General features: G+C 36.2%; 17 protein-coding genes and 1 pseudogene. 7 read left to right on the top strand and 11 right to left on the bottom strand.

The window, feature by feature from the left end; translation table 11 throughout:
* The 3 genes and pseudogenes from ACR2MV_RS00970 to ACR2MV_RS00960 form a co-directional block, all read right to left on the bottom strand.
* Positions 1-92 (bottom strand): annotated as a pseudogene (locus ACR2MV_RS00970) (uroporphyrinogen-III synthase); the annotation flags it as partial.
* Between the two features lie 11 nt (positions 93-103).
* Positions 104-766, bottom strand: a complete 663-nt coding sequence (locus ACR2MV_RS00965; protein ID WP_434019999.1) for a DUF4271 domain-containing protein — start codon at positions 764-766, stop codon at positions 104-106.
* 13 nt (positions 767-779) lie between these two features.
* Positions 780-2459, bottom strand: a complete 1680-nt coding sequence (locus tag ACR2MV_RS00960; RefSeq protein ID WP_434019998.1) for an ArnT family glycosyltransferase — start codon at positions 2457-2459, stop codon at positions 780-782.
* A gap of 66 nt (positions 2460-2525) precedes the next feature.
* Between ACR2MV_RS00960 and ACR2MV_RS00955 the strand changes: the two genes are divergently transcribed.
* Genes ACR2MV_RS00955 through ACR2MV_RS00945 form a run of 3 tightly spaced genes read left to right on the top strand, consistent with a single transcriptional unit; the run spans position 2526 to position 5034 of the window.
* Entirely contained in the window at positions 2526-3266 is a 741-nt protein-coding gene (locus tag ACR2MV_RS00955) for a polyprenol monophosphomannose synthase (RefSeq protein WP_434019997.1), read from the top strand.
* Positions 3266-4606 carry a dihydroorotase gene (locus ACR2MV_RS00950; RefSeq protein ID WP_434020000.1) on the top strand — a complete coding sequence of 447 codons (1341 nt, stop codon included), beginning with the start codon at positions 3266-3268 and terminating at the stop codon, positions 4604-4606. Before ACR2MV_RS00955 ends, ACR2MV_RS00950 begins: the two co-directional genes overlap by 1 nt.
* Entirely contained in the window at positions 4606-5034 is a 429-nt protein-coding gene (locus ACR2MV_RS00945; RefSeq protein ID WP_434019996.1) for a DUF4296 domain-containing protein, read from the top strand. The genes ACR2MV_RS00950 and ACR2MV_RS00945 overlap by 1 nt, the downstream gene beginning before the upstream one ends.
* On the opposite strand, the gene ACR2MV_RS00940 is transcribed toward ACR2MV_RS00945, so the two are convergent.
* Positions 5031-6038 carry an NAD-dependent epimerase/dehydratase family protein gene (locus tag ACR2MV_RS00940; protein ID WP_434019995.1) on the bottom strand — a complete coding sequence of 336 codons (1008 nt, stop codon included), beginning with the start codon at positions 6036-6038 and terminating at the stop codon, positions 5031-5033. The two genes, ACR2MV_RS00945 and ACR2MV_RS00940, sit on opposite strands and share 4 nt — an antisense overlap.
* A gap of 121 nt (positions 6039-6159) precedes the next feature.
* Here ACR2MV_RS00940 and tyrS point away from each other — a divergent pair, with 121 nt between their 5' ends.
* Together tyrS and ACR2MV_RS00930 are read left to right on the top strand one after the other, a co-directional pair.
* The gene (gene tyrS / locus ACR2MV_RS00935) at positions 6160-7455 is read left to right on the top strand and encodes a tyrosine--tRNA ligase (RefSeq protein ID WP_434019994.1); all 1296 of its coding nucleotides are present in this window, start codon (positions 6160-6162) and stop codon (positions 7453-7455) included.
* A 13-nt stretch (positions 7456-7468) separates the two neighbouring features.
* Entirely contained in the window at positions 7469-7840 is a 372-nt protein-coding gene (locus tag ACR2MV_RS00930; protein WP_434019993.1) for a YrdB family protein, read from the top strand.
* Positions 7841-7883: 43 nt separating this feature from the next.
* Here ACR2MV_RS00930 and ACR2MV_RS00925 read toward each other — a convergent pair whose 3' ends face one another.
* From ACR2MV_RS00925 to ACR2MV_RS00895, 7 genes are all read right to left on the bottom strand, one after another.
* Positions 7884-8057 (bottom strand): hypothetical protein, encoded by a 174-nt coding sequence (locus ACR2MV_RS00925; protein ID WP_434019992.1) that lies wholly within the window; start codon positions 8055-8057, stop codon positions 7884-7886.
* A gap of 225 nt (positions 8058-8282) precedes the next feature.
* A complete protein-coding gene (locus ACR2MV_RS00920; protein WP_434019991.1) occupies positions 8283-8450 on the bottom strand; it encodes a hypothetical protein in 168 nt (55 codons plus the stop codon).
* Between the two features lie 4 nt (positions 8451-8454).
* Positions 8455-8631 carry a hypothetical protein gene (locus ACR2MV_RS00915; RefSeq protein ID WP_434019990.1) on the bottom strand — a complete coding sequence of 59 codons (177 nt, stop codon included), beginning with the start codon at positions 8629-8631 and terminating at the stop codon, positions 8455-8457.
* Between the two features lie 59 nt (positions 8632-8690).
* Positions 8691-9056 carry an HTH domain-containing protein gene (locus ACR2MV_RS00910; protein ID WP_434019989.1) on the bottom strand — a complete coding sequence of 122 codons (366 nt, stop codon included), beginning with the start codon at positions 9054-9056 and terminating at the stop codon, positions 8691-8693.
* Between the two features lie 16 nt (positions 9057-9072).
* A complete protein-coding gene (locus ACR2MV_RS00905) occupies positions 9073-11241 on the bottom strand; it encodes a peptidase domain-containing ABC transporter (RefSeq protein WP_434019988.1) in 2169 nt (722 codons plus the stop codon).
* 11 nt (positions 11242-11252) lie between these two features.
* A complete protein-coding gene (locus ACR2MV_RS00900) occupies positions 11253-12386 on the bottom strand; it encodes an HlyD family secretion protein (protein WP_434019987.1) in 1134 nt (377 codons plus the stop codon).
* A gap of 146 nt (positions 12387-12532) precedes the next feature.
* Positions 12533-13057 carry a cytochrome P460 family protein gene (locus tag ACR2MV_RS00895; protein WP_434019986.1) on the bottom strand — a complete coding sequence of 175 codons (525 nt, stop codon included), beginning with the start codon at positions 13055-13057 and terminating at the stop codon, positions 12533-12535.
* A gap of 180 nt (positions 13058-13237) precedes the next feature.
* On the opposite strand from ACR2MV_RS00895, the gene ACR2MV_RS00890 reads away from it, so the two are divergent.
* A complete protein-coding gene (locus tag ACR2MV_RS00890; RefSeq protein WP_434019985.1) occupies positions 13238-15199 on the top strand; it encodes a S9 family peptidase in 1962 nt (653 codons plus the stop codon).
* Positions 15200-15209: 10 nt separating this feature from the next.
* A complete protein-coding gene (rsgA, locus tag ACR2MV_RS00885; RefSeq protein WP_434019984.1) occupies positions 15210-16274 on the top strand; it encodes a ribosome small subunit-dependent GTPase A in 1065 nt (354 codons plus the stop codon).
* Positions 16275-16299 lie beyond the last annotated feature (25 nt).

The following is a 16299-nucleotide window of genomic DNA, read 5'->3' as shown; positions in this document are numbered from 1 at the left end:
ATTTTCACTTTCTGTTTATTCATTAAATCGAAATAAGGTGATTGTGCTGCCTTGGGTGCAGGTTGTGATACGAGTATAGTTTTTACTTTCATATAATTTTGTTTTAATCAACAAACAGTTTATAAATAACTATAAAGGGGGCTAATTCAAGGGCGCAAAGGTACAAAAATAAATAGAACAAATTGTTAAAACTTAACTTTTCATTTTTGATTAACACAAAGTAACGAAATAAAGCAATAGCAAAAGAAGCGGCTATCCCAAAAGTTATCAAGAACTTATGAATAACACCCACACTGTAATTGGCCAGCACCAGGAAAGGCAATACAAGAATAGATATAAGTGCTAAATTGCTTATTTTCAGAAAGGTAAAATATTTTTGTTCCTCTTCAACCTCAAATAAATGAGCCAGAAAAACCCCTAATAAATAGCGTATACCTACATAGGAAAAAGTCATCAGTAGTATTTGAGAAAAGAGGTAAAAATGTCCTTGTTCAGGAGTTGAAGAAAAGCTTTTAAAACTAAAAAATATCAGTAGTGAAATGTTAAAAACAATGATAAAAAAGAATACAACATGGAAAGTATTAAAAATTAACGGACGATTTTTAATATAATCTGTGTAGTATTTTTCTGAATATACCAACGAAAATAATTTAGAAAACCGTTCTGAATAATTGAATTGTAATACGGCTATTAAAATTAAGATAGCCAGAAAAATCAAGGTTACCCAATCACTGGTTGTTGTTATTTTTTCTATTCCCTCAAACATATTATTAGAATTGTTAGTTGTTGCTTTTTAAAACAACAGGCACTTTATTTCCTTGAAAACCTTCCAATAAATTATAAAATTCTATGGCCACTCTAAATGTTACTTTACCATCTTTTGGTAGATCCGGGAGCTCGAAAGAGGCCTTAATGACCACTTCCTCATAAGGTCCTATATCTTCATAAACATCCATTTCTAAAGGGGTTTTGGCCAGAACCCTATTTTTATCTGCCTGAAAAACACCATAGAATCGAACGTTTTCAAAAATAATATTTTTATCATACGTATTGATAAAAGAAAATTCAAAGTTATTGCGCCCTTCCGTAAGATGTATTTCATCCAATTGTATGATACATTGAACTTTTTCGAAAGTTTGATAATCATCAATGGCGGTACCCACAAAGTCCGTACTGTACTTCGTAGCCAGTCTTGGCTGATTATTGAATATTCTCGAGGCTGTAAATACATTTTCTCCTTGCATTTTAGCTTCAAAATCAACTAAATTATATTGACTTTTTCTACCTTCAAGGACACTATAAGAATGGGTTTTGATTCCTGTGTAGAAATTATATAGAGAGGCGTTTCGATAGGAATTGATAAAGATTACAGGCTTGCCTTCCGTATTCTTTTTCAACTCATCAATCCATTGATCTGAAACATGGGGCTCCAACTCTATTGGCGATATCGCAGGGATCGCGAAAAAAAGACGTATCACAATGATGATCAGAAGCTGAATACCGGCAATTAATTTGAGCCAACCCCTCGCTTTTTCGTTTCTAATAAAATATGGAAATGTTATTAAGGTGAGGGGAATAATTATGAGAATCAACCACTGGGCCTGAGGTTCGCTTTTTAACGTAGTTAATAAAAAGAAAAAGAAAAACCCGTAGACGACAAATTTAAGGCCTCGTTGGAATTCATTTTGGGTGTTTTGTTTATAGAAGGCCTTGTATATTAAGGGAAAGGTAATTCCCACGACAGCAATCATATTCACAAGGTGAATGGCGGTTTTGTATATGGCGTAGGGCTTTCTGTTTCTTTCTTTTAAATGATAGAGAAAAGATGGAAATCCGTTTTCATACTGCCAGTATAAATGAGGAAGAAACAGTAAAAAACCAGTAATCGATGCCATCCAAAACCGAGGATTCTTTAAAAGTTTTAAATTTGACAGAACTATAAATCCAATCAAAAGAATACCGTGGTACTTACTATAGAGCATGGCTGCCATACTAAAGGCCAGTAAGAAGATATGTAAGGGAGTCTCCTTCTTCAAAAACCTTTTATAGGATAGTAAAAAGAGTGCCGAGAAGAATAATAAAGGAGTATCAGGGGTCATAATAAAACCAAAAACCTGCCAAAAAACCATGGAAACAATTACTGTAAAAAAGAGCATAACATGCTTCCATTTTTCTTTCCCATCAATCATTAACCATACAAGCCATAAGGTTGCACTAAAACTAAGCGTGCTGAGCAGTCTCAATCCGAGCTCACCAGGTAATAAGCTATTTCCAATGGCAGCCCAGAGTGCCACCATAGGAGGGTGATCAAAATATCCGAAAGCCAGGTCTTTAGACCAAACATAGTAGTAGGCTTCGTCCTCAAATAGATTCGTAAAATGACTTTGTAATACATTCACTACAAAGAATAAGAGCAGTATCGAAATAAATTGATACTTAGGATCTTTTAAAATTTTCATTAAGCATATTCTTAACACAAAATTAGCAATTATTTATTTTACCTTTGCCCTTACAAATTAAGTATTATGCAAGATACGCTGGTCATTATTCCAACTTTTAATGAGAAAGAGAATATTGAAAGAATTATACGGGCTACTTTTTCTCAACGGAAATCATTTGACATCCTCATAGTTGATGACAGTTCTCCTGATGGAACGGCAGGTATTGTAAAAGAACTTCAGAAAGAATACCCAAAAAGTTTATTTCTCGAGGTAAGAAATAAAAAAGATGGCCTTGGTCGTGCTTATATCCATGGTTTTAAATGGGCTATTGAAAGGAAATATGATTATATCATAGAAATGGATGCGGATTTTTCACATAATCCAAAAGATTTGGTGCGGTTATATGAAAAATGTGTAAAAGAAGGCGCGGATGTTTCCATAGGTTCTCGCTATTCAAATGGTGTAAATGTGGTCAACTGGCCAATGAAAAGAGTACTACTTTCTTATTTTGCATCTAAGTATGTGAGGTTTGTAACGGGAATGCCTTTTAATGATACCACTGCGGGCTTTGTTTGTTATCACAGAAAAGTGTTGGAAACCATACAGTTAGATAAAATTAAATTTGTCGGTTATGCATTTCAAATAGAAATGAAATTTAAAGCTTGGAAACATGGTTTTAATATTCAGGAAGTGTCCGTAATATTTACTGATAGGACCTTAGGAGAATCAAAAATGAGTAAAACGATTATAACAGAAGCTATTTTTGGAATCATAAAAATGAGGTTCGCCGGGTTGCCGAAAGGCTCAAAAAAGTCTAAAAAATGATTAGAAACACCTTAATAAAGAATGCAAGGCTTGTTAATGAAGGATTGACCAGAGTTTGTGATGTTTTGATTGAAGGAGAGAAAATCAAGCAAATCAGCGAAAAAATAGAAGATTTTTCACAGAATACGGTCATTATTGATGCCAGAAATAAATTGCTGATTCCAGGAATAATCGATGATCAGGTGCATTTTCGTGAGCCAGGGCTTACACAGAAAGCAACTATAGCCACCGAGTCAAGAGCAGCGGTTGCTGGAGGAATTACTTCTTTTATAGAAATGCCCAATACTTCACCGCAGGCAACTACCCAGGAATTATTAGAAGATAAGTTTAAAATAGCGGCAAAAGATTCTTATGCCAACTATTCTTTTATGATGGGAGGTACAAATGATAATCTGGAAGAGCTATTAAAAACAGATCCCAAAAATGTAGCAGCAATTAAGTTGTTTTTAGGCTCTTCAACAGGTAATATGCTAGTTGATGATGAAGAAGTATTAGAAAAAATATTTTCTTCCACAAAACTTCTAATCGCCGTTCACTGCGAGGACGAGACGACCATAAAAAATAATTTAGACAAGCAAAAAAGTGTTTATGGTGACGATATACCAATAAAAATGCACCCAGTGATCAGAAGTGCTGAAGCTTGCTATAAATCATCATCAAAAGCCATTGCTCTGGCGCAAAAAACGGGGGCAAGGTTACATGTTTTTCATTTGTCAACCGCTATTGAAACCGATCAGTTCACGAATAAAATACCGCTGGAAGAAAAGAAGATTACGGCAGAAGTTTGTGTGCATCATTTGTGGTTTGACGATTCAGATTATGAAGAAAAGGGCACTTTCATCAAATGGAACCCGGCTGTAAAGTCGAAACAAGACAAAGAAGGACTTTGGAAAGCACTTTTAGATGACAGAATAGATGTAATTGCAACTGATCACGCACCTCATACCATCGACGAGAAAAAACAGGTATATACCAAGGCGCCAAGTGGAGGCCCATTGGTGCAACATGCTGTTTTAGCTTTATTGGAAGCAGTCAGGAATAATAAAATTACCATTGAAAAACTGGTGGAAAAAATGTGTCATAACCCGGCGAAGCTATTTAATATCGAAAAAAGAGGCTTTGTTAAAGAAGGCTATTATGCTGATTTGGTGCTGATTGATACAGATTTACCACAAACAGTAGCCAAGGAAAACATATTATATAAATGTGGATGGTCTCCATTTGAAGGCACTACTTTTCATTCAACGGTAACACAGACGTTTGTAAATGGAAGTTTGATCTACAATAAAGGTGTATTTGATGATCATAAAAAAGGAATGCGATTAATTTTTGATAGATAATGAAGATATTCTCTGCATTTTTGATGATTTTGCTCTTTTGGAGTTGTAACGATAAAGTTACCTATGAAAAACCTGAAGACCTGATAGGTAAAGAAAAGATGACCGATCTTCTCTATGAAATGCATATTGCCATTGGGACATCAAATTTAAGAAATATTCATCTGGAAAAGAACAGGAACTATTTGTCCTTGGTATATGAAAAATACGGCGTCGATAGTACGCAGTTTGCTACTTCTAACCTTTATTATACGTCAAATATCATTGAATATGAAGAAATTTACGAAGAGGTGGAAAGACGTTTGGATACGTTAAAAAACTATCATCAGGCGATTATGGACTCTATTAATGGGTATCAGACCAATCAAAGGAAAGAAGCCATTGAAAAAAATAAAGATAGTTTGAATCAAGTGTTTAAAAACAGAAATTAAAGATTGTCATTGAGACACCTTGCCGTTTTGTTGACACAAGACTTTATTGATTCAAATTCAAACCCAATTTCATTTTTAATTTTCTCAGAGGTATAAGGATGGTTTGCCAAAGCTGATCGGGCTGTTCTTTTCGTAAGAAGTGGAGGAGAAAGCGTTAATTTACTTCTGATATATTCCAATCTCCAAATACATTCACTCATAAATCTATTGATACGAATACCAGGTTTTGGCTTATTCAGCGCTGCTGCAATCATGGAGAAGATTTCCTGGTAGCTGAGGTTTTCAGAAACCAGTACAAAACGCTCATTAGTGATATCAGAATCCATCAAACGCTGCATAACTTTGACCACATCTTCTACACCCACAAAGCCCGTAATACCTTTCGTGTAGAACTTTAATCCTTTTTGGATCTTCCTAAACATACTGCCAGAACCCTTGTGCCAAAAGCCAGCGCCTATAATAACACCAGGATTTACAATAACAACAGGTACACCTTCCTGAGAGGCACGCCACACTTCCATTTCAGAACCATATTTTGTAATGGAATAACCACTTTTATCACTCGTACTGCTCCAATTATCGGATTCATCCATTATAACACCAGGTGCAGCATTTTCAATGGCGGCAACCGAGCTCACAAAACAGAGCTTTTGAATTTTATGACTAATACAAAGGTTAGCGATATTGGTGGTGCCGTCGATATTTATGCGTCGCATTTTTTTGTACTCACTTCGAATAAAAGATACCAAAGCGGCACAATGATATACCTGAGTTATATCCTCAAAAGCTGTATCCAGCGCAGGAATATCTTCCAGACTGGCTTCTACCCATCGTATTTTATTGAACATTTCCTCTGCTTCAGCAGTATAACAGGCAAAAACTTTTTTTACGGCATTCAGGTCACTGCTTCTCTGATGAATAGCACGAACACTATCATTTGAGAGTAAAAGATGATATAAAAGGTGGGAGCCCACCAAGCCAGTTCCTCCGGTTACCAAAATCATGTTACGAAAATAAACATTTGACTGAAAAGAAAGATTGCCGAAAGCCTTTATTTCTATGAATATTTGTGAGATTTGAATTCTAAGAAGACTATCTTTTTTATATTTGCTGAAATTTTTTACCATGAAGAAGAATTTCGTTGAAGAGCTTCGCTGGAGAGGCTTGCTACACAACATCATGCCTGGTACCGAAGAGCAATTGTTAAAAGAATCAACAGCAGCTTATATTGGTTTTGACCCTACAGCTGACTCCTTGCATATCGGAAGTCTGGTACAGATCATTTTATTAATGCATCTGCAACGTTCTGGCCACAGACCCATAGCTCTTGTTGGAGGTGCTACAGGAATGATTGGAGATCCATCTGGTAAGTCGAATGAAAGAAATTTGCTCGATGAAGAAACGCTTTCTAAGAATATAAAAGGTGTGAAGCATACCCTTGAAAGATTTATTGATTTTTCAGGAGAAGTTGAGAATGCCGCTGAAATGGTGAATAATTATGATTGGATGAAGGACCTCTCATTTTTAGAATTTGCCAGAGATATTGGAAAACACATTACCGTAAATTATATGATGGCCAAAGATTCTGTAAAGAACAGAATCAATGCAGAATCTAAGGAAGGCATGAGTTTTACAGAATTTACCTACCAACTGGTTCAGGGCTATGACTTTTTGCATTTATTTAGCAACCACAACTGTTTGCTGCAGATTGGAGGATCCGATCAATGGGGTAATATTACGACAGGTACGGAACTTATCAGAAGGAAGGCCCAGGGAAAGGCCTATGCCTTAACCAGCCCGCTTGTAACAAAAGCAGATGGTACGAAATTCGGAAAAACAGAAGGAGGAAATATCTGGCTTGATACCAAAAGAACTTCACCCTATAAATTTTACCAGTATTGGTTAAACGCATCGGATATTGATGCTGAAAACTATATCAAAATTTTCACTTTTCTGGATAAGGAAACGGTTGAAAAATTGATTGAAGAGCATAAAGAAGCACCACATCTCAGACTTTTACAAAAGAAAGTAGGAGAGGAGGTTACTACCATGTGCCACGGCGAAGAAGCCTATGAAAATGCAGTAAAAGCTTCACAGATTTTATTCGGTAGGTCTACCGCAGATGATTTAAAAACCCTTGATGAACAGACATTTTTAGATGTTTTTGAAGGTGTACCTCAGGCGGAGATTGAAAAATCGGTTTTAGACAGCGGCATTGATATTGTTGATGCTTTAAATGAAAAATCAGGTTTTTTAAAATCCAATGGTGAGGCCAGAAGGGCTTTAAAAGAAAATTCTATTTCTGTGAACAAAGAAAAAGTAAAGGATGATTTTGCGTTAGGAAGCAAAGATCTGATTGCTGACAAATTTGTATTACTGCAAAGAGGAAAGAGAAACTATTTTTTACTGAAAGTAGTTTAAAAAAGTAATAAATATGGGAAGCCATCCTGTAAACCTGATCATACGGTTTGTACTTGAGTTGCTTGCGCTGGTATCAGTGGGCGTCTGGGGTTGGATAAAATTTGATGGAACCCAGCAATATCTATTTGGTTTAGGACTACCTATATTAATGACCATAGTTTGGGGAACCTTTGCCGTGCCTGACGATCCGAGCCGCTCTGGAAAAGCTCCCATTCCTGTTTCCGGAACCCTTCGTTTGCTGATTGAATTTATATTTTTTGGGGCAGCTATTTGGGTATTATATGACTTACAGCAAGACAAGCTGAGTTATATATTTGGCGGAATTGTCATTATTCATTACATGGTTTCTTATGACCGCATTTCCTGGTTGTTATCTCAAAAGTAAAAGTATAAATAAAAGCCTCGTCAATAAACGAGGCTTTTCAAGGCTAGCGGTCACCAAGGTGTGTTAAACCATAAGACCAGATACTATACATTTCTCTGAACCAAGATCCTATCGCATAACCGGCGGCATAAGATCCTTTGGCGGGTTCCGTTCCTCCAACGGTAGTGAATAATAGGTCAGAGGTCAGTTCTTCATACTGAATTTGTAATTCTTTCATTTCTTATTTTTTTTTTGATTAAGTAAAATCATTCCAATTAGGAAAAGCAACAAAAAACTGATTGCATAATACATGAGGTTTATACTTTTACTCGTTTTTATTGAAAAAATATAATAGTCAACATCTGCTTGTGTTAACAATGTATCGGCTAGAAAAACAAGATTGAGAATTGCCACTATTAAGAATATATATGCAATATTTTTTTGAGTTTTCATATTGAATGAATTAAGTTATAGGTTCATTTCCAAGAAGGCCATCATATATACCACGATAGAAACTTCCTACCGTTAAATAGTACCATTTAACCGCCTCTTTAATAGGTCCTCCTCCATTAATTCCGGCAAGATCTATTTGATTTAGTTCCACATAATAGTAATCGGATAAATTTTTCATACTACTATCTTGGGTTGTTCCATCCATCTAAAAACCATTGACCTGCCTGATCCAGAGCTTTTCCTAATGCTATTCCGGTTGTTATAACTCCAAGAACAACCAATACAGGATGTCCCCCCTTAATTGTCATTAAGTCTTCTTTTTTTAAAACAGCATTGCCATTTTTAATAATTTTTTTCATAATTGTTTAGAATTTAATTTCAATAAAATGATTTGTATTGTTTCAAAACATGGTTACGTCTAACCTACTACGTCTAGCTTTGTCCTGATATAGTAAAGGTAATTTCGCCTACTGCAATTTCCTTGCAGAGAACAGATATAATTTGAAAAACCTTTTCCTACATAAATATCAAGGAGCTGATCTTGTAAGAGTACCTGAATAGAAATATGTATTGTAAGGTCATAATCCAGAGAATAATAGTAGGTTTTTGTCCGTCGATTAAAGAGAATTGGCGCATCCATTTCTTTTAACTGTTCAATAAGAAGAAATACTTGCCTTACGCTGACCCTGAGTGTTGCAGCCAATTCATTTGGTGTTCCTGTATTCTCAATCTTGATAAGTTTGTGAATTTTCTTAAGATGCTCCAGTTGTTTTAAATTATTCATGTCTCTTTGTATTATTCTATGTATCCTGTTGGGTTGTAGCCTCCTGTTTTATCCATAAATCTCTGAATATTCCTTTATTGGAATTCAGCAGATAGTCGGGGCTTCCCTCTTCAATCAATTCGCCTTTTTTTAAGACAAGAATTCGATCTGCATTGGATAACTTTTGGACGCGATGTGTGATTATAATAATCGTTTTTCCATCCTTTATTAGTTCCTGAATAATACACTCGAGAATCTGTTCTGAAAAACTATCTAAGGACGTTGAGGCCTCGTCAAATGCAATGATATCGGGATCTCGGTACAGAGCTCTTGCGATGGCAATTCGTTGTCTTTCACCCCCTGAAAGATAGGTTCCATTTTCTCCTATTTTGCTGTGAAACCCTTGAGGTAAATTTTCAATAAAAGAGGTGATTTTTAGCCTACGGCACACTTCCATGATTCGCTTCATATCCGGGTTTATTTCGCCAAGGGCTATATTACTTGCAACGGTTCCGTTAAATAGTTGAACTTTCTGGGGTACAATTCCTATTAAATTTCTAAGACTAGCTTTAGAATAGTACTTAATGTTATTTCCATTAATGAATATTTCCCCTCGTTTAATCGAATAAAGTCCTTGCAAAAGATGAAGAATAGTTGATTTTCCCGAACCACTTTCTCCAATAATGGCTGTTATTTTGCCCTGATGAATGCTCAGGTTTAAGTTGGAAAAAATAGTTGGTCGATTTCCATAGGAAAACGCCACATTCTTGAATAGAATGTTTCCGTTATCAATTTTTGACATCACAGTAACATTCCCACTTTCTTCTGTATCTAAATCCAGAATTTCAAAGAGCCGATCAGCGGCAATCAATGCATTTTGAATTATTTTGTTGGACAGGATTAAACCTGAAACCGGACTGGTAAAAAAGCCTAAAATAGCATAGAATGAAAAAAGCTCTCCGGGTGTTAGTTCTTTTCCTATCACAAAATAAGACCCAATCCACAGCAGGAGAATGGTAAATAGATTTGATAAAGATTGTGAAGAGGTTTGACTAAAAACATGATTCATCGACGAATAATAACTGACTTGAAGGAGTTTTATGAATTTACGTTCAGTTTTAATCTGCATCATGGAATGAAGGTTAAATTGTTTGATGGTACTGATGGCTGAAATTGATTCAATCAATTGATTCTCAAGCTCTGCAGAGGACTCCATTATTTTTCGTTCCGTTTTTTTATTCACCGAGTCGGTAACAACATAAATAATCATGTAAAGAGGTATGATGGTGAACATAATGAGCCCTAATTTCCAATAATAGGAGAACATTAAAAGGAATGAAAAGATGACGATGAAGAAATTAACTAATAGGGTTAAGGAAGTATTATTAATGAACAATCGAATTTTCATAGCATCATTAATGCGAGATATGATTTCACCGGTACGCATGGTATCAAAAAATTGTTGAGGCAATTTTAACAAGTGCTTGTAATAACCAAGAATCAACCTGGCATCAATTTCTTGCCCGGATTTGATTAGAAATAGATCCTTAAAAACAAAAAGTAGTAATTGAATGATCATAAGAACGACCATAATAATACTCATTGTATGAAGTAGTTTAAGGTTTCCACTGACCAAAACATGATCAGTAATTTTTTGTATATAAATAGAAATGGAAAACCCGAGAAGCGTATAAAAAATGGACCCGATTACTGACTGCACCAGCATGTATTTATGCGGTTTTACCAGGTGCCAAAACCTGAGTAGAACAGAGACTCTCTCATTTTTAGGAATAAAATGTTCATTTGGAAGTAAAATAACCAAGACCCCTGTCCATTGTTCTTTGAATTTCTTCATTGATATTGAATGAAAAGCTCCGGTTCCAGGGTCCATAATTTCAATGACTTTTTTTGTCACTTTTCGGATTACGACAAAATGTTGAAGCTCTTGGTTAACTATGACATGAGCTATAGCCGGAATGGGAATATTTTTCAAATCTTTTAGATCACATCTGATGCCTTTAGCGTCAAACCCAAGCTTTTTTGCACCTTCAATAATGCCGTAGAGGTTCGTTCCTTCCTGATCTGTGGCTGTGAATTGTCTGACTTTAGAAATAGGAATAAATAATTTGTAATGCGCGGCTATAGAAACCAGGCAAGCCACACCGCAATCTGAAATATCGTGTTGTTTGATTTTTTTAACTGACATTTATAAATAGTTTAATACCAGTCATTTAAATCGTCGAATAAGAGCTGAAGCGCCGTTCGGTTTTTTATAAAGAATTGAGCGTTCAATGTCATCCCTTTTTTGAGCTCACCAGGAATACTGTTTTCAAGAAAGAGCTTATTTTCATTCAAACTACAGAGGACCTTATACATAGGAGTATTATTGAGAAGGTAATTGTCTTCGCTGATCTGAATTATTTCACCGGAGGCGGTGCCCCAGTAATTATGGTCAAAAGCGTCAATTTGAAAGGTAACAGGGAGGTCTTTTTTAATCATTCCAATATCCGAAGGATTTACAAAGCATTCCACAAGTAGATCTGTTTGAGGAGAGATATGAGCAATGGAAGCCCCCGTATAAACGAAATTGTTTTTTTCAATTCCTATGAGATCTTGCACAGTACCATCTACAGGAGCAATAATGAAATGTTGATTTCTTTCTTTTTCAAGTTTTAGGACTTTCGTATTTAGAGTCCTGATTTCAGCAAGTTTTGATTGATATTGATGTTGCCACTTTCGTTTATTTTGACTTTTATAATGAGCAAGTTTATTTTTGTATGAGATGCTTCGGGCTTGACTAATTTCGAATTCTTTTCTTGCGATCACACCTAGATGAAATAATTTTTCCTGGCGTTTAAATGCGTTTGAATTAAAATGAATTTCATCTAAAATACTCTGGTTTTTAAACAAATGTTCCTGAAATTGAGTTTTGAGTAGCTGGGATTCCAGTGAGTCACTGATTGATAGTTCGTTTTTTAAAAGATACTCAAGATCTTTAATTTCAAGAGATATAGAGTCTACCTGTATTTTTAAACTCGAAATGAGTTGACCTATGTCATGGTTATCAAGCACCACCAGGGTGTCACCCTGTTCAACGTAGGTGTTTTCATGTACGTTTATTGCTTTAACTTTTCCGTTGATAGGACTGTTAATGATATTTCGTTGTTTTATGGGGCGAATCATGCCACGTGAAGAGCTGTAAAGATCAATTTCCACAAAGGGTAGAAGAATAGCTGTAATCAAGAGCCCCAGGATCAATATCATATATATCGTTTGACTTTTTTTCAGGTGATGGTACCGATGAAACTCGATGGTTCCTGTGATAAATTCTTTTGGGAAAATATTTTTCATTTCTGGCTCGGATTGGTATGAAATAGTTTCATACAAACTTCAACAATAATGAAGGTGTTTAAAGTAGAAACAACCTTGAAAAGAGTCAGGGTTTACCCTATTATTTGTAAAATATATTTAAAGAAAGGATTCTTCAAACTAAAGCTTTACTCCATTTCCTGATACTTCGTAAACTTATAATCTGTGTCTTTGGCAAGATTATGACAGGCAATGCATTTTGACGTACTTTCTGGTAAACTTTGGTACTTGCCCTCTCTTTTAATAAAACTGGCATAGCCCCAATTGCCTGGGTTTTGAGAAAAGTTTTTACTGTCTTTGATGGTATAGTCAATTTGCTGAATCTCATTGGCTTCAAGTGCTTCTGTAAATCTTGACATTTTTTCTACACTCCAGGCGATGTTCACAAGGATACTTCCTTCTGGAAAAGAATGGTTTTCAGAAATAGCTCTAAATGCTTTTTGATTGGCCAGGATATAACGTAACTCATTGTTATCAGTAACATAATGAGTGGCAACTATTTTATAGTTTTTATAATCTTCAATGGTCTTAAATTTTAGGCCGTTTTCGGGCATGACCAGGTCTGGAACTTCAGAAATAACATGATAGTCAACTTTTGAATTACAAGAAAGTAGGCTTGTAATAATGAAAAATCCTAGTAGTGCTCTTAACATCATTTTCGGTTTTGAAGTTTATCAAAGATAAGGTAATGAATCTGTAGTTAATTGTGAAATCATACAATAGGGAATTTCGGGTTTCAATTTGATAAGGTTAAACCGCTTGCAGCTTGATCTATTCGGTAGGATTGAGTATCTTAGGTTGCACATTTTTCAATTTATTTAAACCTCAAACCAATGATGTCAACCAGTCAATTCACCAAATTAATTAGTTTTTTAATACTTCTTGCAGTTTTCGCTTCTCCTCAGGCCCAGGAAAGAAGAGAAGAGGGTAATATGATTTTAGAAGATATTCCCGAGATTCCGGCAGAGATCACAAGTAGAATATTACAATATCAAAATACCAGATCTGCATCCTTTGTAGATTGGATACCCGGAGACCAAGGTATGCTGATCTCCACCAGGTTTGGAAGTACGAGTCAATTACACACAGTGACGATGCCAGGTGGCGCAAGAAGTCAAATCTCATTTTTTAAAGAACCGGTTTCAAATGGCTCCTTTTCCCCTTCACCGGAATACAACGGCTTTCTGTTTACAAAAGATATAGGAGGAAATGAATATTCCCAGATCTTTTGGTACGATATGAAAAGTAGAACATCTGAAATGCTCAGTGATGGAGCATCTCGTAATTTTGGATTAACCTGGTCCAACAAGGGAGATCAATTTGCTTTTACCTCATCGAGAAGGAATGGAAAAGATTTTGACATTTATATTTCTGATATGAAATCGCCCAAAAAGGCTGTGATTAAAGTAGATCGAGGAGGAGGGTATTGGATTCCTGTTGACTGGTCTCCCGATGACAAACAACTCATAGTTTTACAGTATCTGTCAAGTACAAAATCGAATTCCTATATACTTGATCTTGATTCAAAAGAACTGACCCAGATCAATGATGGTGCTCAAGAGGCTGTTTTTTTGGCACAGGGATGGGATAAGACCGGAACCAAGATTTATGCCTCGACTAATATTAGCAAAGAATTTAACACCTTGGCTATCTATGATGTACAAACAAAAAAAATGGAATTTATAACTGATGATATACCCTGGAACATTGAAGGAGGAGCGATTAATAAGTCACGTACGAAAGCAGCTTTTACAGCTAATGAAAATGGTTTTAGACAACTCTACCTGATGGATCTTGAGACGAACAATTATGAGAAAGTACCCAATTTACCGATGGGTCAGATTTATTCCTTTGCTTTTCATCCTGAAAGAGAAGAATTGGCTATGGTTATGAACACAACTGCCACCCCGGGTGATATTTATTCTCTGGATCTTGTCGGCGGAGAAACGAAAAGATGGACCAATAGTGAAGTAGGAGGCCTGGACACCAGTTTGTTTCCGAAACCTGAACTTATAAGGTATGAAACATTTGATCAGTTAGATGGAAAGCCAAGAATGATTCCAGCATTTGTTTACAAACCTCAAAATGTGAAAGGCCCTTTACCAGTGATGATTTCGATTCATGGAGGCCCAGAGGGTCAGCACAGCCCTTCGTTTTCATCTTTTTATGCATTTTTAGCCAATGAAATGGGTATAGCGGTAATTGCGCCAAATGTTCGGGGTTCAGCCGGTTATGGAAAAACCTACTTAAAACTGGACAATGGTTTTAATCGGGAAGATTCTGTAAAAGATATAGGGAAGTTAATAGAATGGATAGAGTCAAACAATACTTTTAATAAAGATAAAATTGCCGTTTTTGGGGGATCCTATGGTGGATATATGGTGTTGTCTTCGATGTACAATTTTAATGATAAGATAAAATGTGGAGTTGATATTGTAGGGATCAGTAATTTCGTCACATTTTTAGAAAATACAAAGGCGTATAGGAGAGACCTGAGACGTGCAGAATATGGGGATGAAAGAGAGCCGAAAATGAGGGCTTATCTGGAGTCAATCTCACCCACCAATCATGTAGAAGAATTTAAAAGCCCCTTATTTGTGATTCAAGGAGCCAATGACCCAAGAGTTCCGGCAAGCGAGTCTGAACAAATGGTAAAATCAATTCGAGAGAATAATGGGGTGGTGTGGTATATGCTTGCGAAAGACGAAGGGCATGGATTCAGGAAGAAGGAAAACCGGGATAGAATGACCGAAGCTGTTGCGGTGTTTTTGAAAGAAAACCTTTTGGACAACTAAAAAAAATTAAATGACCTTAAAGGACTTAGGATACAACGAGAGTTTACAATCTTTCAGAGAAGAAAATAATTTGGCTTCCTTCCAAGTGGGCAGGGTAATTCTTGAGCATAAGGAGCGTTATATAGTGAAATCAGATCGGCAGGAGTTTGATGCCGAGCTGATCGGGAATTTAAGATATACAGCAGATAGCAGATACGATTATCCGTCAGTGGGAGATTGGGTGGCATTTTCTGAATATGATGAATCCAAAGCATTGATCCATGCCGTTTATCCCAGGTTTTCAATTATAGAAAGAAAAGCGGTTGCGAAAGCGGGGCAGGTGCAGATTATTGCTACAAATATTGATGTCGGTTTGATAGTGCAGGCTGTTGACAGGGATTTTAATCTAAACCGCCTTGAAAGATACCTGACAATCTGTAATGCCTCTAAAGTTTCGCCTGTCATCGTACTAAGCAAAAAAGATCTGATCAGCGACGATAGACTTCAAGAGATTAAGAGGATGATTGAACAGCGAATTCAGGAAGTTCCAATCCTTTTTATAAGTAATAAGGAACACGGAGTAGATGCGATAAAAGCATTTATCCGGCACGGAAAAACCTATTGTCTTCTTGGCTCCTCAGGGGTGGGAAAATCGACCCTTATCAACTCTCTGGAAGGCAAAGAATTGATGGAGACCAATGAAATTAGTGACAGTGTAAACAAGGGTCGTCATACCACCAGCCATCGAGAGCTGGTAGTTTTAAAAGGAGGAGGTATCGTTATAGACAATCCGGGAATGAGAGAGATAGGAATTACTGATACTCAGGAAGGTCTGGAAATTACGTTTGAAGCCATTCTTGAGTTTTCAAAAGATTGTAAATACCGCGACTGCTCGCATGTGAATGAAGATGGCTGTGGTATTCTTGCGGCGCTTGAAAGGGGTGAGATAGATGAAGATTCGTATGCGAATTTCAGAAAAATGGAAAGAGAAAAGCAACATTTTGAGTCTGATACCTTAGAGCGAAAGCGTAAGGATAAGGAGTTGGGAAAATTGATTAAGTCGGTTGTAAAAAAGCGAAAAAGAGATAAATATTAAAAACACAGGTATCCTTTTAAATAGC

The organism is Lutimonas sp., assembly GCF_051011215.1.
In the GTDB taxonomy this organism is placed as follows: Bacteria; Bacteroidota; Bacteroidia; order Flavobacteriales; family Flavobacteriaceae; genus Lutimonas.
Note: the sequence above shows the minus strand (reverse complement) of the source record. Positions and strands in the feature narration are given on the sequence as shown.